At 58.6% G+C, this 18835-nt stretch carries 16 protein-coding genes; 13 read left to right on the forward strand and 3 right to left on the reverse strand.

Translation table 11 applies throughout. From position 1 onward, the window contains the following. Window positions 1-55 precede the first annotated feature (55 nt). Genes LQ215_RS00850 through LQ215_RS00860 form a run of 3 tightly spaced genes read right to left on the reverse strand, consistent with a single transcriptional unit; the run spans window position 56 to window position 3737 of the window. Window positions 56-826 carry a hypothetical protein gene (locus LQ215_RS00850; protein WP_230146974.1) on the reverse strand — a complete coding sequence of 257 codons (771 nt, stop codon included), beginning with the start codon at window positions 824-826 and terminating at the stop codon, window positions 56-58. Further along, entirely contained in the window at window positions 823-1677 is an 855-nt protein-coding gene (locus LQ215_RS00855; protein WP_230146975.1) for a DUF4123 domain-containing protein, read from the reverse strand. The genes LQ215_RS00850 and LQ215_RS00855 overlap by 4 nt, the downstream gene beginning before the upstream one ends. After that, entirely contained in the window at window positions 1674-3737 is a 2064-nt protein-coding gene (locus tag LQ215_RS00860) for a type VI secretion system tip protein VgrG (protein ID WP_230146976.1), read from the reverse strand. Before LQ215_RS00860 ends, LQ215_RS00855 begins: the two co-directional genes overlap by 4 nt. 427 nt (window positions 3738-4164) lie before the next feature. Here LQ215_RS00860 and tssA point away from each other — a divergent pair, with 427 nt between their 5' ends. Genes tssA through icmH form a run of 13 tightly spaced genes read left to right on the forward strand, consistent with a single transcriptional unit; the run spans window position 4165 to window position 18830 of the window. After that, window positions 4165-5721: a type VI secretion system protein TssA gene (gene tssA / locus LQ215_RS00865; protein WP_230146977.1), complete on the forward strand. Its 1557-nt coding sequence runs from the start codon at window positions 4165-4167 to the stop codon at window positions 5719-5721. Window positions 5722-5753: 32 nt separating this feature from the next. Next, window positions 5754-6257: a type VI secretion system contractile sheath small subunit gene (gene tssB, locus LQ215_RS00870; protein WP_230146978.1), complete on the forward strand. Its 504-nt coding sequence runs from the start codon at window positions 5754-5756 to the stop codon at window positions 6255-6257. A 25-nt stretch (window positions 6258-6282) separates the two neighbouring features. Then, window positions 6283-7758: a type VI secretion system contractile sheath large subunit gene (gene tssC / locus LQ215_RS00875; RefSeq protein WP_230146979.1), complete on the forward strand. Its 1476-nt coding sequence runs from the start codon at window positions 6283-6285 to the stop codon at window positions 7756-7758. Window positions 7759-7766: 8 nt separating this feature from the next. Next, the gene (tssE, locus tag LQ215_RS00880) at window positions 7767-8177 is read left to right on the forward strand and encodes a type VI secretion system baseplate subunit TssE (protein WP_230146980.1); all 411 of its coding nucleotides are present in this window, start codon (window positions 7767-7769) and stop codon (window positions 8175-8177) included. Window positions 8178-8183: 6 nt separating this feature from the next. Next, window positions 8184-9971 (forward strand): type VI secretion system baseplate subunit TssF, encoded by a 1788-nt coding sequence (gene tssF / locus LQ215_RS00885; protein ID WP_230146981.1) that lies wholly within the window; start codon window positions 8184-8186, stop codon window positions 9969-9971. Next, complete coding sequence (gene tssG, locus LQ215_RS00890) at window positions 9935-10939, forward strand: type VI secretion system baseplate subunit TssG (protein WP_230146982.1); 1005 nt, start codon at window positions 9935-9937, stop codon at window positions 10937-10939. The genes tssF and tssG overlap by 37 nt, the downstream gene beginning before the upstream one ends. Window positions 10940-10950: 11 nt before the next feature. Continuing rightward, window positions 10951-13536: a type VI secretion system ATPase TssH gene (gene tssH, locus LQ215_RS00895; protein ID WP_230146983.1), complete on the forward strand. Its 2586-nt coding sequence runs from the start codon at window positions 10951-10953 to the stop codon at window positions 13534-13536. A 10-nt stretch (window positions 13537-13546) separates the two neighbouring features. Next, entirely contained in the window at window positions 13547-15064 is a 1518-nt protein-coding gene (locus LQ215_RS00900; RefSeq protein WP_230146984.1) for a sigma-54 interaction domain-containing protein, read from the forward strand. Window positions 15065-15121: 57 nt separating this feature from the next. After that, window positions 15122-15262, forward strand: a complete 141-nt coding sequence (locus LQ215_RS00905; RefSeq protein ID WP_230146985.1) for a type VI secretion protein — start codon at window positions 15122-15124, stop codon at window positions 15260-15262. Window positions 15263-15281: 19 nt separating this feature from the next. Continuing rightward, window positions 15282-16127 carry a type VI secretion system-associated FHA domain protein TagH gene (gene tagH, locus LQ215_RS00910; protein ID WP_230146986.1) on the forward strand — a complete coding sequence of 282 codons (846 nt, stop codon included), beginning with the start codon at window positions 15282-15284 and terminating at the stop codon, window positions 16125-16127. A gap of 5 nt (window positions 16128-16132) precedes the next feature. After that, entirely contained in the window at window positions 16133-16636 is a 504-nt protein-coding gene (gene tssJ / locus LQ215_RS00915) for a type VI secretion system lipoprotein TssJ (protein ID WP_230146987.1), read from the forward strand. Further along, window positions 16633-17964 carry a type VI secretion system baseplate subunit TssK gene (tssK, locus tag LQ215_RS00920; protein ID WP_230146988.1) on the forward strand — a complete coding sequence of 444 codons (1332 nt, stop codon included), beginning with the start codon at window positions 16633-16635 and terminating at the stop codon, window positions 17962-17964. The genes tssJ and tssK overlap by 4 nt, the downstream gene beginning before the upstream one ends. Window positions 17965-17969: 5 nt before the next feature. Next, a complete protein-coding gene (gene icmH, locus LQ215_RS00925) occupies window positions 17970-18830 on the forward strand; it encodes a type IVB secretion system protein IcmH/DotU (RefSeq protein WP_230146989.1) in 861 nt (286 codons plus the stop codon). The last annotated feature ends 5 nt before the right edge of the window (window positions 18831-18835 follow it).

The following is an 18835-nucleotide window of genomic DNA, read 5'->3' on the forward strand; positions in this document are numbered from 1 at the left end:
TGCGTTACGCAACAGCGCATGTATTTTTGAGTGGGACGTAGTCACGGGATGGGCCTTATTCCGTACAACCTGGATAAATGGTGCATTGCCGGCCGTCTGGCATTCGAAAACCGCTGAAGTCCTTGTAGTTACCAAAGCAGTACGCATCTTGATCTTCAAAGTTTTCCCCCATGCAGCGTTTCCAACCGTTCGGCACCTTGACCCAGGTGTCTCCAATGGCGGGTCTTTCCTCGTCCGCCAACTTGATCTTCATCCTCACGGTCTTACCCGGTAGCTGATCGAGGGTGTACGCCGAGAAAGGACGCCCACGCCCAAGCTCGCCCTGTGGGTTGGTTTTTTTGCAGTCGAGGATTTTTACGATGCGTCGTTTGGACCCAGCAGTACGGAACAACCACTGGCATTGGCCATAGAAGGTACTTTCACCCGCTTCGCTGAACGTGCCTTTGTATTGCGCTTCCAGCTCATCGCGAATCACGACGTTGGCTGAGTCTTGACTGATATCCCCCCAATCCTTGCCATAGGCGGAGTTGATTTCGAGCTCAATGCGATTGATCACCAACGGGCAACCCATACGGGTTCGGCGAATAACGATTTCGGAATCGGGTTTGTATGCCTTGCGCCACTCCCTGTTGAACACTGGCGCCTTGTTATATCGGGTCTCGACGGTGCAGGTTTCCCCTGGGGCGGGCACGTAGTACACCGCCGCTTGGTAGGCAAAGTCAGGCGGTAAATCTGCCGTAAAGGTAAACGTGTTCGGCTGTGTGTTGGCGCAACCTGCCGTTATCGCCAGGCCGCTCAAACTTGCGATGCGCAAAGCCTGTTTCATAGCGGCGCGTCTCCTCGCCAAACCGCTGCCATAAGGCGCACCCGTTCAAAATGCTCGTCGGGGCTTTCATCTGATCGTACTTGCCAATACGGCGCCAGCGACTGGTCGGGTGCTTGCAAGTGCTGGGTCAGTAAAAACTCCAACTGCTCGGGCGCCTGCCAGTGCCAGGCCTCGGCCTGATCGAGCGTGACGCGCAACCACGCCACCGGGTCCTGTTGCTCGGCCAGTGTGGCGAAGGCCTGGACATGCTCGGCCAACAGGAAGCGACGGGCATTGAGCAGGCGTGTCTGCATCGCTTGCTGCGGGGTCACAGGCACCTGCAGCCAAAGAGGCGGATCGGGCACCGGGTATGTCCCAGGGGCCGGGTTATAGGTGCTTGCCCAGCGAGTGCCCTGCCAATAGCAGACACTGATCGCTGGCCCGAGGTAGGCCGGATAGGCTTCAGCGGGCAGGTGCTTGAGCGCGCGGGCCAGGACACGGTTGTCATGGAAGCGGTACAACGCCTGATGGGGGCGCTCTCCGATGATCAGCCGTTTACGCCAGTGCTCCACCAGCGTAGGCAGCTCGCCTATGGGAAGGCTGGCAAGCCACCCCCAGTGGCTGTCCGGTCGATCGAGCAATTCATTGATGTGTTCGTCGTCGGGCCGATCGAAGGTGAAGACAAAGGGGCCGGCGTCAGCGAGGTCAGCAACCAGCGTTTGGCCGTACACGCTCAGGTATTGGTCGGAACGACTGTTCTTGAGCAATGCCTGGCGAGTGTGGCGTTCATTTTCTGAGTCCAGGGCGAGACACAGGGCGTGGCCGAGGCGTTGCTGTTCGATCAACCATTGATGGGGGAGTGAGCGAGTCATGCGACGGCGCCTTCCGTTGGGCAGAGACCCTCGCGGCAGGCCTCGCAGATCGGACAGAAGTCCAATCCCGCTGCTTTGCTGGCCGTTATCAGAGCGCGTTGAGTGGGGGCGAGTACTGGGGCTGGAGCCGCCAAGGGATCGGTCAAGCCTGGCGTAAATGATGAGGCGGTGGCGCCGGCCATGGGGGCGCCACCGAGCTGGATTTCACTGCTGCTGTAGATGCCACTGTGGTCGATCAAGATGTGCTGGCCCCCGGCTTTCAAACTGAGGGATGCACCTGCTTCAAGGACCACATGAGCGCCGGCCTTGATATGTATTTGCTGCCCGGCCTCGACGGTCAGTGTCTGATCGACACGGGTATGGCGGTTGGCGACGCGCAGGTAGTCATCGCCTTCGACCTGGACCGTACGGTCGGCGGCGGTGGTCCGATGTTCCTCGGCGTGCAGGACGGTGATGCTGTTGCCCTTGATGGTCTCCCGCCGCTCGTTGCCGATCTCCAGCCGGCTGTCATTTTCGATCTTTTGTTCCATGTCACGCTGGGCCCGCAGATAGATCAGCTCCTGACCGGCGCGGTCTTCCAGGTGCAGCTCATTGAAGCCTTTGCTGCCCGGCGAGCTGCAAGAACGAAACACGGTGCGGGTCTTGTGCGCAGGCAACGGGTAGGGCACAGCGTTGGCGCTGTTGGTCAGGCATCCGCTGATCAGGGGCTTGTCGGGATCGCCTTCCATGAAGCTCACCAATACCTCCATGCCCACCCGCGGGATCGTCAGGCCCCCGTAGCTGTTGCCCGCCCAATTGGAGGCGACTCGCAACCAACAGCTGCTGTCATCGTCGAAGTGCCCCGCCCGATCCCAGAAAAACCTGACCTTGACCCGGCCATACGGGTCGCAGTGGATCTCTTCACCCTTGGGCCCTGTGACGATTGCCGTCTGGCTGCCCGATACGCGTGGTTTTGGGTAAACCCGCTGCGAACGAAAGATCGCATCCCAAGGCGTGGCAACGAAGTGATTGCGATAGCCCTGATTGAAGTGCTCTTCAGCCTTGCCAGTGTCGCTGGGGGTGATTTCCTCCAGCACCTGCGGTTGTTTGCCTTCGTGATGCACTTCGGTCAGGAGCCATAGATCATTCCATTCCTGGCGAGGGTGCCCGCTCAATGTCAGGAAGTGCCCCGTCCTCAGTGCCGGCTGATCACTTTTTCCTTCCGCCTGGCAGTAGTCGGCGCGATGGCGTTCCAATGCCCGCCGGCTCAATAACCTGCCGCGTGTTTCCTGGGTAAAGTCGCCCGGATAATCGTAGGCCTCCAGGTCGGGTTGGATCTTTTCGACGTCGGGCTGACAGCTGCTTTCCAGCAGGAATGTCGCCTTCTCGAAATCGTAATCACGGCGCGTGACGCGGCTGGTCCGGGTTTCCAGTCGCAGGCCAAATCGATGGATGACCGGTTCGTCGTCAACCATGCCGCTGCCGAGTTTATAAACGGTGCGGTGCTCAAGCCGGGGAAATACGGTCTGGTCATCACCAAATACCAGATGATGTCCCGACTCACTGTGCTGGAAGTGATAGTGCAGTCCTTCTTCGTGACACAGGCGTTCGATGAAGTGCAAGTCGGATTCGTGATACTGCACGCAGTAGTCACGTGGCGAATAACTTGCACTCAACTGGAAACGATGGGCATCGGCGAGAATGCCGTGCTCCTTGAGGATCGACGTAATGATCTGCGGAACACTGACGTGCTGGAAAATGCGCTGGTTGGTGCGGTGTTCCAAGTAAGCCAAGCGTGGAACAAGTTTTATCTTGTAATGCGTCAAGCGTTGGCCGATGTCGCCATGTACAACACGATAGATCAGCCCGTGAACGCCGCCTCCCTGTTTGTTGAATGCAAGAAATGCCTGCTGGTTTAGCAAATTTTCCAAATCCATATCGCGTTGTTCGCTGACGAGCTCGATATCGAACGAATAAGGCGTGCTGATGGCTTCGCGGCCTTCGAAGGACGTCACTTGGAGGTCATGTTCGAGGTCAGGAATGATGAGATGAAAGTTGCACAAATCAGGGGCGTGGAACATTCGCGGGTCCTTGGGCGTTGGCTTTGACTCCTGATCACATTGAAGCAGTCTTGATGAGGAAACGCGCAAAGACTCGTAAAAAAAGAAAGGGATGTAGGAGTTTCCTTAGCAGCAAGTAGGAAGTGTGAATGAAATAATTTGAAGTTATTTTCAGCGGGCTCGATGGGGAGTTCGAGCTTGACAAAAAAACTCAGCTTGGAATTTTTTGTGAAGGTAAATTTTTTGAAAAAAAAAGAAAAGTCCTACTTTTTTATTTTTATAACCTTGGCATTCTTCGCTGCGTTCCGCTGGTTGGGGCGGCGTGAGTATTTGGAGGGGTTGATTGTATTTGGCGAAACTTCCTACAAGTGAAACCGAATATTTACCTTGAATAACCATGTCGTCAAAACCGCCATGTAACAAACTGAATTTCTTAACAGGGTCGTGAATGTCTTATTCCGGAAAACTGTCCGCCCATTATCTGGCTCTCGCCACAACACCCATCTCCAAAGAGGGTTTTGCGGGTGCGGACGTGCGTTTTTCGAATGAATACGAGGCGTTGGAAAGCGAGCTGGGCAAAGCCCAGTCAATGCATGAAAACGGCCACGTCGACTGGCTGAAGATCCGTGAAGGAAGTGAAGCGCTGTTGCGTAACCAGTCGAAGGACTTGCGGGTGGCGGCCTGGCTGGTTTGGGCGCTGTATCAGCGTGAGTCTTTCCAAGGGTTGCTGGCAGGTCTCTGTCTTTTGCATCACTTGTGTAAAAACCATTGGACTGACATCCATCCGGCTAAAAATCGAACCCGCGCCGCCGCCATCAATTGGTTGGTGCCGCGCCTGGAGCAGGCGTTGGGCGATGACATTGCGATCAAGGAGCAGTTGTCGCTGTTCCGCCATCTGACAGAACAACTCGAAGGACTCGATACCGTTTGCACCGCCCACTTGGGTGATGACGCGCCTCTGCTGCTCCCGCTGTGTCGGCGCCTCAACACGATGATCCAGCGTGCCGCAGACAACCTGCCGCAGGCGGGTGCTATTGGAACGGTCGTGGCCCAAGTGAAGCAAGTTGCCACCCAATTGCTCACGCCTGGCGCTCCTATCGAAAGCGAAAAAGAAGCTTACAAGGCCCTGCGCGCCCAGCAGGAAAACGCGGGGTCGTTATGCATCTGGTGGTTCAAACAAAAAGCAACCGACGTTCGGGCCCTGCGCCTGAATCGTACTTTGACCTGGCTGACCATTGACACCATGCCCGAGCGCAACGCCGAGCAGATCACGCAGTTGCGTGGACTGCCTGCGGACAAACTCAAGGCTTATCAGGACCGTCTCCACCAGGATGATTACGCGAACCTGCTGCTGGAGATCGAGACCAGTCTGGCGAAGGCACCCTTCTGGCTCGATGGCCAGAGGCTTGCCTGGGAGTGCCTCCAAGGGTTGGACGCCGAGTTGGCCATGCATGAAGTGGAGGTCCATTTCGCGCTATTCATCCAGCGCCTGCCCGGCATTATCGAATTGCGCTGGCATGACGGTACGCCGTTCGCCGATCCGGCCACGCAGGCCTGGATCGCGTCCCAGGTCATGCCTCATCTGCAAAAAACCGGTGCGGCGCCCGATATCGATACCGCCCACAACGATGCGCCTTGGGAGCTGACGCTGGAAGAGGCCCAGTCGATCCTGCCCAAGGATGGCCTCAAACCCGCCGTCCAGTTACTCAGGCAAGGCATGCAAAACGCTCTTGGGGCACGCGAGTGTTTTCTCTGGCGGTTCGCGATGGCTCGCTTGTGCTTCTCGGCGAGGAAATACGAACTCGCCAAAGTCCAGCTGGAAGCCCTCGACCAAACGCTGCGACATGCAGGCTTGAATACTTGGGAGCCCACCCTGGAGTTGCAGGTACTGCATTTGTTGCATAGCTGCTGCGAGTTATTGCCTCAGAACCACGTTGTACGCGAGTGCAAGGAAGAGACCTATCGCAGGTTGTGTCACCTCGACCTGGAACGGGTCATTGAATAGGCCTCAGGGTCCAAAATTGTAAGGAGAAAGTCATGGCCAAAGACGGCTCGATCGCCCCCAAGGAGCGCATCAACGTCACCTTCAAGCCTGCCACCGGCGGTGCCCAGGAAGAAATTGAACTGCCGTTGAAACTATTGGCGATCGGTGATTACACCCACCGCAGGGATGAACGCAAGATCGAGGACCGCAAGCCGATTGGCATCGACAAGATGACCTTCGACGAAGTGTTGGCCAAGCAAGAGCTGAACCTGACCCTGAGCGTACCGAATCGTCTCCAGCAAGAGAGCGAAACTGAAGAGTTGGCTGTACAGCTGCGCGTGAATTCGATGAAGGATTTCAACCCGGCGAGCCTGGTCGAGCAGGTGCCGGAGCTCAGCAAACTGATGGAACTGCGCGACGCCCTGGTGGCGCTCAAGGGGCCATTGGGGAACGCGCCGGCATTTCGCAAGGCCATCGAAGGCGTACTCGGCAATGACGATTCCCGCCGCCGCGTACTGGATGAGCTGGGTCTGAACACCACAGCGAAGAACACTTGATTCTTTCAGCCAAGGAAGCCGAAACATGAGTACCCCTGCCGTAAAGCAGCAAAGCCAGGACAACGCTGATTACAGCATTCTTGAGAGCATCATCGCCCAGACTCGCCTGACCCCGGACGATGACGCCTATGACATTGCCAGGCGAGGCGTGTCTGCGTTCATCGAGGAGCTGCTCAAGCCGCAAAACAGCGGCGAGCCAGTCAAGAAAGCCATGGTTGACCGCATGATCGCCGAGATCGACGCCAAGCTCAGTCGCCAGGTGGACGAAATCCTCCATCACCCGCAATTCCAGGCCTTGGAGTCGGCATGGCGCGGTTTGCAGTTGCTGGTTGACCGCACCAACTTCCGCGAAAACATCAAGATAGAAATGCTCAACGTCTCCAAGGACGATTTGCTGGACGACTTCGAGGATTCGCCAGAAGTCATGCAATCAGGCCTGTACAAGCATATCTACACCGCTGAATACGGTCAGTTCGGTGGGCAGCCGGTGGGTGCGGTCATCGCCAACTACTTCATGTCGCCAAGCTCGCCGGACGTGAAGTTGATGCAGTACGTGTCCAGTGTCGCCTGCATGTCCCATGCGCCATTCATCGCCGCGGCCGGTCCGAAGTTCTTTGGCCTGGAAAGTTTCACGGGTCTGCCGGACCTCAAGGACCTGAAAGACCACTTCGAAGGTCCGCAGTTCGCCAAGTGGCAAAGCTTCCGTCAATCGGAAGATGCTCGCTATTTTGGTTTGACCGTACCGCGCTTTCTGTTGCGTACTCCCTACGATCCGCAAGAGAACCCGGTCAAGTCATTCGTCTACAAGGAAACCGTTGCCAACAACCACGAGCACTACCTGTGGGGCAACACGGCATATGCGTTCGGCACCAGGCTGACCGACAGCTTCGCCAAATTCCGCTGGTGCCCGAACATCGTCGGTCCTCAAAGCGGTGGCGCGGTTGAAGACCTGCCGTTGCACCACTTCGAAAGCATGGGTGAGATCGAAACCAAGATCCCGACCGAAGTACTGGTGTCCGACCGACGCGAATACGAATTGGCCGAGGAAGGCTTCATCTCCCTGACCATGCGCAAAGGCAGCGACAACGCCGCGTTCTTCTCCGCCAGTTCCGTGCAGAAGCCGAAGTTCTTTGGTAACGGCGCCGAGGACAAGCATGCCGAGCTGAACTACAAGCTGGGTACCCAGTTGCCCTACATGATGATCGTCAATCGACTGGCTCACTATTTGAAGGTTCTGCAGCGCGAGCAATTGGGGTCATGGAAGGAGCGCACGGACCTTGAGCGTGAACTCAACAACTGGATCCGCCAGTACGTGGCCGACCAGGAGAACCCGAGCGCCGAAGTGCGTGGCCGCCGTCCGCTGCGAGCAGCGAAAATCGTTGTCAGCGACGTTGAAGGTGAGCCAGGTTGGTATCGCATAGGCCTGAACGTACGGCCTCACTTCAAGTACATGGGCGCCGATTTCACGCTGTCGTTGGTTGGCAAGCTGGACAAGGCGTAGGCGCGCTCATGATGTATGGCAGCCTTTTCGAGCGCCTGGCCGGTGATTCAGACAAGCGCGCGGGTTTGAGTCGTGAGATGTGTGTCGTGACATCGGTGGCTGCGCATCTGGCCAAGATGCTCAGCACCCGGGCGGGTAGCGTGCAGACGCTATCCGATTATGGGCTACCGGATCTCAACGACATGCGCTTGAGCCTGCACGACGCAGGGAGCCAGGCCCGCAAGGCGATCGAGGCGTTCATCAAGGCCTACGAGCCACGCCTCAGGAATGTCTGTGTCGTTTCAATACCCAGTCATGCCGATCCGCTTCGCCTGTCCTTCAGCATCGACGCTTTGCTGGATGTGGAGGGGGTCAGGCGGCAGGTCAGCTTTTGCGCCTGCCTGGACGCCAGCGGTCAGGTCAAGGTCAGACAAGGATAGCCATACATGTCGTTCAATCATTACTACCAGAGCGAGCTGACGGCACTGCGCCAACTGGGTCGACGTTTCGCCGAGCGCAACCCGGCGTTGGCCCCCTTTCTGGGGCAGCCCGGACGGGACCCGGATGTGGAGCGGCTGCTGGAGGGGTTTGCATTCCTGACTGGCCGGCTGCGCCAGAAGCTCGATGACCAATTGCCGGAGCTGAGCCATTCGCTGATGCAGTTGCTGTGGCCGAACTACATGCGGCCGCTGCCGGCCTTCAGCATCTTGCAGTTCGATCCGCTGCAGCGGTCCGGCCCCGCACTGCGGGTGGAACGTGATACACCAGTCGAAAGCAAACCCGTGCAGCAGGTGCGTTGCCGTTTCCTGACGTGCTACCCAACCGAGGTGCTGGCGCTTGATCTGACCAGGTTGAGTTACTCAGTAAAAGGGGAAGGGTCACTGTTGAGCCTGCGCCTGGAAATGTGTTGCGACGGACATCTGGGTGAACTGCAACTGAGCCAATTGCGTCTGCACTTGACCGGCGAGCGTTACATCAGCCAGATGCTCTATCTCAGCCTTTTGCACAATCTTGAAGGTATCGAGCTGATCCCGCTGGACGCTGCCGGCGGGGCCCTGAGGGCTGCGGATGGCAGCCCCATGATGTTCAGGATCCCAGCTGATCGTGTCCAGCCGGTAGGGTTTGCCGAAGAAGAAGCGCTGATCCCGTATCCGCTGAATACCTTTCGCGGTTATCGCTACCTGCAGGAATATTTCGCTTTCCAGGACAAGTTCCTGTTCGTCGACGTCAATGGCCTGGACGTGATAAAGACTGCGCCCCCCAGCAGCGTCGAACAGATGCGGGGCCTGGAGCTGCGCTTCGATATTGGCAAAAGCGGTATCCAGCGGATGCGGCCGACACTGGATAACATAAAGCTGTACTGCACGCCGATCGTCAATCTGTTCAAGCATGACGCCCAGCCAATCCGCCTGGACAGCAAACAGGACGAATACCTGTTGCTGCCGGCCGATCATGACCAGGAGCACTGCGGCGTGTTCTCGGTCGAAAGCGTCACTGGCTGGAACCCCGGTGGCCTGGGTTATCAGGCCTATGTGCCGTTCGAATCCTTCGAGCACGATTCAAGCTTCGATGTGCCCCACAGCCGACCCTACTACAGCGTTCGCCAGCGTCCTTCATTGCTGCACGGTGGCCTGGACACCTGCCTGAGCTTCGGGGTCCGGCACACTCATCCCCATGAAACCCTGTCGATCGAGTTGATGTGCACCAACCAGAACCTGCCGCGCCAGCTCAAGCCGGGTGACATCGACCAGCCCGGTGAAAAAAGCCCCGAGTCGCTGAGTTTCCGCAACATCGGGCCGGTCACTTCGAGCTTCGCTCCCCCGCTCAATCGCGATGTCCTCTGGAAGCTGATCAGCAACATGTCACTCAACTACCTGTCACTGGCGGACGTCAATGCGCTCAAGGTGATTCTCGAAACCTATGATTTTCCGCGCTACTACGACGAGCAGACAGAGAAGGTCAGCAAGCGTTTGCTGGATGGGCTCAAGTCGATCAGGCACCAGCATGTCGACCGCCTGCATCGAGGCTTGCCGGTTCGTGGCTTGCGCACCGAACTGACCATCGACCCCCAGGGCTACATCGGCGAGGGCGACCTGTTCGTCTTTGCTTCGGTCCTCAACGAATTCTTCGCGCTTTATGCCAGCCTCAATTCGTACCACGAACTGCGGGTGAACAGCACACAAGGAGAGGTCTATCAATGGACACCCCGCATGGGCCAGCAGCCGCTTCTATAAGCGTGCTGACGCGAGGGATACGCGAGTACTCGCTATTTCAGGCCGTGTTGTTGGTCATTGATCGGCTGCGCGAGGCTCACCCAGACCTGGATGATGAGGCGCTGTATGACCGGCTGGAGTTCCAGGCCAACCCAAGCTTGGGGTTCCCCGCCAGCGACATCGATCGTGTGGAGTTTTTCGAAGAACACGGCCAGATGCGGGCGCGCCTGGGCATGAATCTGATCAGCCTGGTTGGGGCAGGGTCGCCGCTACCGGCGTTCTATGGTGAGCAGGCCCTGGGGGAGGAGGATGGCAATCCGACGCGTGATTTCCTCGACGTCTTCCACCACCGTCTTCAGCGGCTGATGCTGCCGATCTGGCGCAAGTATCGTTACTGCGCAAGTTTTCAGAGAGGTGCACAAGACCCGTTTTCCGAGCAGTTGTTTGCGCTGATCGGCCTGGGTGGCGAGGACATTCGAAAGGCCAGTCAACTGAACTGGAAGCGTCTGCTGCCGTATCTGGGCCTACTGAGTCTTCGTGCTCATTCGGCGGCGCTGATCGAGGCCGTGCTGCGTTATTACTTCAAGCACGCCGAACTGAACCTTGAACAGTGCATCGAGCGGCGTGTGGTCATCCTTGGCGAACAACGCAATCGCCTGGGGAACGCCAATAGCCTGTTGAGCCAAGACCTGGTGCTGGGTGAACAGGTGCGCGACCGCAGCGGCAAGTTCCGGATCCATATCAGCGAACTGGACTGGCAGCGGTTTCACGAATTCCTGCCCATCGGCATCGGTTACCAGCCGTTGTGCTCGCTGGTGCGATTCACCCTGCGTGATCCCCTCGAATATGACATTCGCCTGGTCCTGCGCCGGCAGGACATTCGTGAGCTGCGCATCGGGGAACAGAACATCTGCCGCTTGGGATGGACCAGTTGGTTGGGACACGAGCGCGCCGATGGCGTGGTGACCCTCGGCAGCAAAATTCATTAGGAATGCATGACATGATCAACGTAGACCTTCAGCAACTGATTCAGGCGTTGGACGCCGAAACCAGAAGCGATCTGGAGCGCTCGGCCGAGCAATGCGTCGCCCGTGGCGCAGATAAAGTCCAGGTGGAAGACTTGATGCTGGGCTTGCTGGAACGTCCGCAGGGGCTTCTCGCGCGAGCCTTGCAAGATGCCCAGGTAAGCGCAGGCGAACTGAGCGCTGCGCTGCAACCACGGATGGAACACAGTGCTTCGCGCAACCCGGTATTCGCCCCAGAACTTGTGCAATGGTTGCAGGATGCACTGCTGGTGGCCAATCTCGAGCTGGGCTGCAGCCAGGTCGGACATGCCGCGTTGATCCTGGCGTTGCTGCGCAACCCGCTTCGCTATGCAGGGAGTGCTTACCAGGCGCTGCTCAGCCGACTGAATGTCGATCGGTTGAAAGATTTCGCCTTGTCGCAACAGACCCAATCGGTCGCCGATCACTCCGCCAAGCCGGGCGATTCCCTGCTGGCGCGCTTTACCCATGACCTGACCCGACAGGCTCGTGAGGGTCAACTCGACCCGGTGCTTTGTCGCGACGGTGAAATCAGGCAGATGATCGATATTCTCGTTCGTCGCCGCAAAAACAATCCAATCGTGGTCGGTGAAGCCGGGGTGGGCAAGACCGCCATCGTCGAGGGGCTGGCGTTGCGCATCGCCGCCGGAGAAGTACCTTCAGCGCTCGAAGGCGTCGAGCTGCTTTCTCTGGATATGGGCCTCCTGCAGGCCGGCGCCAGCATAAAAGGTGAATTCGAACGACGTCTAAAAGGGGTGATCGACGAGGTCAAGACTTCGCCAAAATCCATCATCCTGTTCATCGATGAGGCTCACACCTTGATTGGCGCGGGTGGCAACGCCGGGGGCACCGATGCGGCCAACCTGCTCAAGCCGGCCTTGGCCCGGGGCGAGCTACGTACTATCGCGGCCACCACTTGGACCGAGTACAAAAAATATTTTGAAAAAGACCCGGCACTGGCCCGTCGTTTCCAACCGGTGCAATTGCACGAGCCGACGGTCAGTGAGGCCGTGACCATCCTGCGCGGCCTGGCTCGGGTCTACGAGAACAGTCACGGTATTTACTTGCGTGACGATGCGGTGGTCGCGGCGGCCCAATTGTCGGCCCGCTACCTGGCGGGTCGTCAGTTGCCAGACAAGGCTGTGGATGTGCTGGACACCGCCTGCGCCCGTGTGCGCATCAGCCTGGCCGCTGCGCCGCAAAGCCTGGAGCGATTGCGCGGTGAGTTGGCCGAAGGCGAGCGCCAGCGCCAAGCGCTGCGTCGTGATGCGCAGGCCGGCTTATCGATTGATCTTCAGGCGCTGGAAGCGCTGGAGGTACGCCTGGAGGCCACCGAAGACGAGCGCCGAGCGCTGGAAATCCAATGGACCGAGCAACGCATTCTTGCGGAACGCCTGTTGTCGCTTCGTCAGCAATTGGCCCGCGCACGGGAAGCCGCGGTGGATCAATCCCTCAGTATCGATGCCCTGGAAGCGGCGTTGCATGAAACACACGGCACGTTGGTGGCTGCGCAAGTCCAGGAGCGCCTGGTCAGCTTCGAAGTTTGCCCGCGACTGGTAGCCGAAGTCATCAGTGCCTGGACCGGCCTGCCGCTGGCGCAACTGGCGCGAGAGCATAATTTGAAAGTCGCCAGTTTCGCGACGGACCTGCGTGCTCGTATTCGTGGTCAGGAGCCGGCTGTACAGGCGCTTGATCGCGCGATGCGTGCTGCCGCTGCGGGCCTGAACAAACCCGATGCCCCGGTGGGCGTGTTTCTTCTGGTAGGGCCCAGTGGCGTTGGCAAGACTGAAACGGCGCATGCCCTGGCCGACCTGCTCTATGGCGGCGATCGTTTTATCACCACGCTCAACATGACCGAGTTCCAGGAGAGACATACGGTATCCCGGCTGATCGGCGCACCGCCGGGCTACATCGGTTTTGGCGAAGGTGGCATGCTCACCGAAGCTGTGCGGCAAAAGCCCTATTCAGTGGTATTGCTCGATGAGGTCGAAAAAGCCGACCCGGATGTGCTGAATCTGTTCTACCAGATATTCGACAAGGGCTTGGCCAACGACGGAGAAGGGCGGGAAATTGATTTTCGCAACACCCTGATCCTGATGACGTCGAACCTGGGCAGCGAACGCATCGACGAGTTGTGCGAAAACGGCGCAAAACCAAGTGCTGAACGCCTCGAAGAATCCATTCGACCCCTACTCAGTCAACATTTCAAACCCGCGCTCTTGGCCCGCATGTGCGTGGTGCCGTACTACCCGGTCAGCGGACCGGTGTTACGTGAACTGGTGGAAGTCAAACTCGACCGCCTGGGCGAGCGGCTGCGCCGTCGGCAATTGGGCTTCAGTTATTGCGAACACCTGGTGAACCACCTGGCCGAGCGCTGCAGTCGTAATGACCGTGGCGCGCGACTGATCGACCAACTGCTTGACCGGCACCTGATGCCGCTGGTTGCCGACCGGTTGCTCGCCGCCATGGCCGGTGGCGAACAGCTACGGCATGTACACGCCGTGTTCAACGGCGACGCCAGTCTCGCGTGTGAGTTCTCCTGAGGTGGGCGCCATGTTCAAGAAACTCTCGCAACCGTTGGATTACGCCGAAGCGCTTCTGGCGCAGTTTTCCGACCTTTCGCGCTTGGCGGACGCTGCTGAGCTGATGGGTAAGTTCATCCAGGGCGTCGCGCGGCTCAGTGGCTGTGAACTGGTGCAGCTGTACCTGCTCGATGCCACTCGCACCCGCCTGGAAATGAACACCGAGTGCCTGGAAGGCCAGTTGCAATTTCGTGATCCGCAAAGCCTGCCCTCCGACTACCACGCTGAGCAATTGTTGCAATTTTCCCTGTGCCAGAACCGTGTGGTATGCCTCGGCGCGTTAAGCGACAGCGTGCACGAAACCGGTTTTCTGCCGCCGCAGGCCACACCCTGGCAGTCGCTGCTTTGCGTTCCCCTGGGCGATCCGCAGGATGGGGGCAGGGGCTTGTTGCTATGCGCCAGCAATCAGCACCTCGACCTGCATGGGATCGCTGAGTCCCTGGGACATCTTGGGACCTTCGCACTTGGCCAGATGCAGCTGTTACAGCGCCTGCGCGGTCCCGTCGACGAGTCGGCGCCTGATACCACAAACCTGCCAAGCGCCATCAGTTACGGCTTGATTGGTAAGAGCATGGCCATGCGCAAGACCTGCTCATTGCTCAGTAAAGTACTGCACAGCCCCTATACCGTCCTGCTGCGGGGTGAGACCGGTACCGGCAAGGAGGTGGTGGCCCGGGTCCTCCATGATTACGGCCCGCGTCGATCCAAGGCGTTTGTCGTGCAGAACTGTGCCGCGGTTCCCGAGAACTTGTTGGAGAGTGAACTTTTCGGCTATCGCAAGGGCGCGTTCACCGGGGCCGACCGGGACCGTGCCGGACTGTTTGACGCGGCCAACGGCGGCACGCTGTTGCTCGATGAAATTGGCGATATGCCGTTATCCCTGCAAGCCAAGTTGTTGCGAGTGTTGCAGGAAGGTGAAATCCGGCCGTTGGGATCCAACGTCACTCATCATGTCGACGTGCGCATCATTGCCGCCACTCACCGTGACCTGAAGCAACTGATGGAGGAGGGCAAGTTCCGCGAAGACCTGTATTACCGCCTCGCACAATTCCCGATCCAGTTACCGGCGTTGCGCCAGCGCGACGGCGACATCATTGAGCTGGCGCGGCATTTTGCCGACAAGGCTTGCGCACTCCTGCAGCGTGATCCGGTGCGCTGGTCAGATGCAGCGCTCGATCACCTGGCTGCCTACGACTTCCCGGGCAACGTTCGTGAACTCAAGAGCATCGTAGAAAGGGCCGTACTTTTGTGCGAGGGCGGCGAGCTGCTTGTCGAGCATTTTGCGCTACACATCCAGACCCCAGCCGAGCGGGGCCGCGTGAGCCTGCGTGAGCGGATGGAGCAGATCGAACGTGGCCTGTTGATCGATGGCCTGCGCGAGAGTTCGGGCAACAAGGCGCGTGCCGCCCGTGAACTTGGCTTGCCGCTACGCACGCTGGTCTATCGCCTTGCGCGACTGAACGTTCAGCGTAGTGATTTCAATGATTGATCCTTGCCTTTTTCGTAGCCATTCCAGCTCGACCCTTTCATTTCTGGAGACATTTCGATGCCTGTTTTCCCCTGCCGAGCCGTCCTGCTGACGCTTCTCGTGTCATTTGCCCTCGGCGGTTGTAGTGGCAACTACAAATTCAACGACAGCGGTTATCGCCCCCTGGGTGATCCACAGGCGGTCAATCGCGGTAAGTGATCCAAGGAGCCTTTAATAGATGGATCTTGTTTTCGAAATGCTGAACGCCAACCAGTTCGTCCCTGTACGGCTGTGTCACAAGACCTTCGGGCCGGCCGGCGGAGTGATTGGGCGGGGCGAGGGTTGCCACTGGATGATCCCTGACCGCGACCGCCTGCTGTCCAAGCGTCACGCGCAGGTCAGCTTCCGTGAGGGCGCGTTTTTCCTGACCGACATCAGTGGCAACGGTACGACCCACCGCGAAAGCGGTGCGCGCCTGCCCAAGGGCAAGCCGGTACGGATACAGGACGGAGACACCTACATCATGGGCGAATTCGAGGTCCTGGCACAGTTGGTCGGCGGGTCGTCGAACAGCATGGCCGAAGCCGGTCGTTCGATGCCGGTCGACAGTCTCATTCCGGACGATGCCTTTCTGGAACTCGACCCGCTGAAAGCGCTGGACCAACAGGAGCGGGTCTCGCTGGACATCGATGAGTTGATAAATCCCACTGCCGTACCGCCAGACGCCCTTGGGCGCCCGGATTATGCGCGTATCGACATGGAAAGCCTGCTGTTGCCGGAGTTGGTCGAAGAGCGCGTTGAACCAAGGCCTGCGCCCATCCCGCCCGCCGATGCTATTGATCACCCGCGCGAAAATTTTTGGGAGCGCTTCACTATTGCCTTGGGCATGGATCTCGGAAGCCTTGATAACGAGGCCCGCGAAACCCTGGCGATCAACGCCGCGCTGTTGCTCAAGCAAAGCATCCATGGCTTGCAGCAGAGCTTGCGCACTCGCCCTGAGTTGAAAGGCGAACCGCGCCTGGCCCAGACCTATGAAGAACAGGTTCGTCTGGTTGCCAGCCTGCAAATCGATCACCACGGATGACGTCCATGTCGCACTGCACGATGCACCTATTCAAGACTTTGACGGCGCTGGCCATGATCCTGCTGTTGGGCGGTTGCACCACGCTGTCGCCCTTTTCGACGATGACCAAGCTCAACCTCACCCTGACGGCCAATGATCAGCTCAACCCCGATCTCAATGGGCGGCCATCACCAGTAGTGGTGCGGTTGTTTGAACTCAGGCATCCGGTAGCCTTTGAAAACTCGGATTTCTTTAGCCTCTATGAGCGCGCGAGGGAAACACTGGCCCCCGATCTGGTTTCCAGCGAAGAGCTGGAGCTGCGCCCAGGTGAAACCGTCGAGCTCAGGCTCGGTATCACTGGGGATGGCCGTTACGTCGGCATACTCGCGGCCTACCGAGACCTGCCACACGCCCGCTGGCGCTACACACTGCCAGTGGCGGCGACGCAGTTGACCGAAGCGAACCTGACCCTCGACCAGGATGGGATCGCCAACGCGCTTGAAAGCCAGGCCAAGGTGGATGACCGATGAATCACGATAAAGTCATCTGGCAAGAAGGCATGTTGTTGCGTCCGCAACATCTGCAACACAACGATCGTTACTTCGACCACCAGTTGAAGGTTCGTACCCGGTTGCTGGGCAGTTATGCCTGGGGATTCCTGGCGCTGGAAATCGATCTGCAATTTCTCAACATGGGCCAACTGGTGGTCAGCCAGGCCAGTGGGGTCCTGCCGGACGGCAGTCTGTTCGAGCTCGGAGGCAACACCGAGCCGTTGGCACTGGAAGTACCGTCCAATACCAGCAATACGCCGATCTACCTCGCGCTGCCATTGGTGACCGGCAACCACATCGAGTCCCGTCGTCCGGAGCAATCTGACGTGCTGGCGCGATACACCATCTACGACGCGCAGGTGACCGACTCCAACGCCGGAGATTCGGGCGGGAGCCAGATCAGTTGCGGTCGACCGGACTTGCGCCTGCTGTTGGGCGAGCAGCAGAGCGACCATGCGTTTGTGAAGCTCAAGCTCTGTGAGGTGCTCGATACCACGGCCGATGGGGTGATCAGGCTCGATCCGGACTTTGTGCCGACCTTCATCCAGGCCCGCTCATCCCATTATCTGCTGTCGTGTCTCAAGGAGATCATCGGCATGCTTGCCCATCGGGGTGAAAGCCTTGCCGAGCGGATCCGTTTCAATGGCAAGGCAGGTGGTGCGCAAGTCGGCGATTTCATGATGCTGCAACTGATCAACCGTAGCGAACTGTTATTGCGTCATCATCTGGACGTGGAGCAAGTACATCCCGAAACGCTCTACCGAACGCTACTGGCCCTGTTGGGTGAACTGGCGACGTTCTCCAGTGACAGCAAGCGCCCACCACTGACCAACCGCTACCAGCACAGCGACCAGGGCGCATGTTTTCGAAGCCTGATGCAAGCGATCCGCCAGGTGCTGTCGATGGTGCTCGAGCAGCATGCTATCGAGCTGCCATTGCAGACGCGCCAATATGGAATCACCGTCTCGCCGATGCAGGACCTCACCCTGCTGGATACGGCTTCATTCGTATTGGCGGCGAGTGCCAACTGTGACAGCGAAGAGCTGCGCCATCGACTGCCTTCGAATCTCAAGGTTGGCTCGGTGGAGCGCATCCGCCAGTTGGTCAACCTGCATCTGCCCGGTATCAAGATCAGGCCTCTGCCCGTGGCTCCGCGGCAGATCGCATTCCATGCCAACAAAACCTATTTCATCCTGGAGCCCAGCTCCGAAGACCTGGCACAACTGAAGCGCTCGGCAGGCTTTGCGTTCCATGTATGCGGTGATTTCGCCGAGCTTGAACTGAACTTTTGGGCCATCAGGAATTGAACGAAATGGATAAGGAAAATTCCCAGGACGAAACAACCGTCCTGCTCGACCACCATGGACAACGTCCTGCTTCCGGGCCCTTGACCGACGCGGCTGCGCCGCCGCGTTTCGAACAGCTGCAAGAGCGAATGATCTACGCCGCGCACCTGCCGCGGTCCGAGGCCTTCAATGTCAGCCTTAATCCGCTGGTTGCGGCGGCGTCCGGGTTGTTGTCGCAAATGGTGCAACTCAAGCACGGTCGTGAACGCGAGGATCTGCAAGCCCTTAAAGGGGAACTGAGGCGAGGCCTGGAGCAGTTCGAAGCCTGTGCCTTGCAGAGCGGGGTTGAAAACAGTCAGTTGATCGCGGCGCGCTACGTGCTCTGCTCAGCAATCGACGAGGCGATCGTCACTACACCGTGGGGCCATGGAGGTGGATGGTCACAGATAAGCCTGCTCAGCACTTTCCACAACGAAACCTTCGGCGGCGAGAAGGTTTTTCAATTGATTGAGCGCTTGTCGAAAAACCCCATCAAGCACCTGTCGATGCTTGAATTGTTGTACCTGTGCCTGTCCCTGGGCTTCGAGGGCAAGTATCGGGTGCAGACCCGTGGGATGCTCGAGCTCGAAAGCCTGCGCGACGCCCTGTACCGGCTGATTTGCCAGACACGCGGCGACACCCCTCGTGAACTGTCGCCCCACTGGGAAGGCTTCGAAGGCGCGCGACGCAGCCCGGTGCGCATTGTCCCGGCCTGGACGGTGGCGTTATTTACGCTGGTCTGCCTGGGGGTGATGTACTCAAGTTTCGCCTGGGTCTTGGACGAGCAACGTCGAAGCGTATTGCAACCTTATCAATCAGAGCCGTTAGCTGCTCAGCCGCTGCCGTAGACAGG

The sequence above is a fragment of the Pseudomonas brassicacearum genome (assembly GCF_918698105.1).
In the GTDB taxonomy this organism is placed as follows: Bacteria; Pseudomonadota; Gammaproteobacteria; order Pseudomonadales; family Pseudomonadaceae; genus Aquipseudomonas; species Aquipseudomonas brassicacearum_F.

Coding starts and splice junctions, on each gene's coding strand:
- LQ215_RS00850 (WP_230146974.1), bottom strand. CDS start 826: ATGAAACAGGCTTTGCGCATCGCAAGTTTGAGCGGCCTGGCGATAACG.
- LQ215_RS00855 (WP_230146975.1), bottom strand. CDS start 1,677: ATGACTCGCTCACTCCCCCATCAATGGTTGATCGAACAGCAACGCCTC.
- LQ215_RS00860 (WP_230146976.1), bottom strand. CDS start 3,737: ATGTTCCACGCCCCTGATTTGTGCAACTTTCATCTCATCATTCCTGAC.
- tssA (WP_230146977.1), top strand. CDS start 4,165: ATGTCTTATTCCGGAAAACTGTCCGCCCATTATCTGGCTCTCGCCACA.
- tssB (WP_230146978.1), top strand. CDS start 5,754: ATGGCCAAAGACGGCTCGATCGCCCCCAAGGAGCGCATCAACGTCACC.
- tssC (WP_230146979.1), top strand. CDS start 6,283: ATGAGTACCCCTGCCGTAAAGCAGCAAAGCCAGGACAACGCTGATTAC.
- tssE (WP_230146980.1), top strand. CDS start 7,767: ATGATGTATGGCAGCCTTTTCGAGCGCCTGGCCGGTGATTCAGACAAG.
- tssF (WP_230146981.1), top strand. CDS start 8,184: ATGTCGTTCAATCATTACTACCAGAGCGAGCTGACGGCACTGCGCCAA.
- tssG (WP_230146982.1), top strand. CDS start 9,935: ATGGACACCCCGCATGGGCCAGCAGCCGCTTCTATAAGCGTGCTGACG.
- tssH (WP_230146983.1), top strand. CDS start 10,951: ATGATCAACGTAGACCTTCAGCAACTGATTCAGGCGTTGGACGCCGAA.
- LQ215_RS00900 (WP_230146984.1), top strand. CDS start 13,547: ATGTTCAAGAAACTCTCGCAACCGTTGGATTACGCCGAAGCGCTTCTG.
- LQ215_RS00905 (WP_230146985.1), top strand. CDS start 15,122: ATGCCTGTTTTCCCCTGCCGAGCCGTCCTGCTGACGCTTCTCGTGTCA.
- tagH (WP_230146986.1), top strand. CDS start 15,282: ATGGATCTTGTTTTCGAAATGCTGAACGCCAACCAGTTCGTCCCTGTA.
- tssJ (WP_230146987.1), top strand. CDS start 16,133: ATGTCGCACTGCACGATGCACCTATTCAAGACTTTGACGGCGCTGGCC.
- tssK (WP_230146988.1), top strand. CDS start 16,633: ATGAATCACGATAAAGTCATCTGGCAAGAAGGCATGTTGTTGCGTCCG.
- icmH (WP_230146989.1), top strand. CDS start 17,970: ATGGATAAGGAAAATTCCCAGGACGAAACAACCGTCCTGCTCGACCAC.